This window comes from Burkholderia sp. HAN2018, assembly GCF_024704855.1.
Lineage (GTDB): Bacteria > Pseudomonadota > Gammaproteobacteria > Burkholderiales > Burkholderiaceae > Burkholderia > Burkholderia cepacia.
In genome coordinates this window covers 1-827 of record NZ_QOBB01000571.1, presented here as the reverse complement: position 1 = coordinate 827, position 827 = coordinate 1, and the positions used below count along the sequence as shown (strand labels likewise).

The 827-nt window shown below is 68.7% G+C and carries 1 protein-coding gene; it reads left to right on the top strand.

The genetic code is table 11. The features are described 5' to 3' along the window. On the top strand, window positions 1–827 hold an 827-nt coding region (locus tag DPV74_RS41835), incomplete at both ends, for an amidohydrolase family protein (RefSeq protein WP_162923363.1).

Here is an 827-nt window from a genome sequence, read left to right as displayed (position 1 = left end):
AACGATCAGCCGCGCGCTCGACGTGTTCGAGAAGGTGAACAAGGACATCCCGCTCGAAGGGCTGAACTGGTTCTTCGATCACGCGGAAACCATCACCGAAAAGTCGATGGATCGTATCGCGGCGCTGGGCGGCGGCATCGCGGTGCAGCACCGGATGGCGTACCAGGGCGAATACTTCGTCGAGCGTTACGGCGCGCAGGCGGCCGAAGCGACGCCGCCGGTCGCGAAGATGCTGTCGAAGGGCCTCAAGGTGTCGGCCGGCACCGACGCGACGCGCGTGGCGTCGTACAACCCGTGGGTGTCGCTGTCCTGGCTCGTGACGGGCAAGACGATCGGTGGCTTGCGCATGTATCCGCAGCGCAACCTGCTCGATCGCGAGACCGCGCTGCGCATGTGGACCGAATACGTGACGTGGTTCTCGAACGAAGTCGGCAAGAAAGGGCGGATCGCGGTCGGGCAGCTGGCCGACGTGGTCGTGCCGGATCGCGACTTCTTCGCGTGCGCGGAGGACGACATCGCGGGCACGACCGCGTTGCTGACGGTGGTCGGCGGCCGGATCGTGTGGGGCGCGGGCCCGTTCGCGTCGCATGACGCGCCGATTCCGCCCGCGATGCCGGACTGGTCGCCGGTGCGCGAGTACGGCGGTTACGGCGGCTGGGGCGCGACGCAGCGCAGCGGCGCACCGTTGCAACGCGCGGCGGCGGCCGCCGCGATGTGCGGCTGCGCGAATGCGTGCAACGTGCACCAGCATGCGCACGCGAGCGCGTGGGGCAGCGCATTGCCGACGTCGGACACGAAGGGCTTCTGGGGCGCGTTCGGCTGTTCCT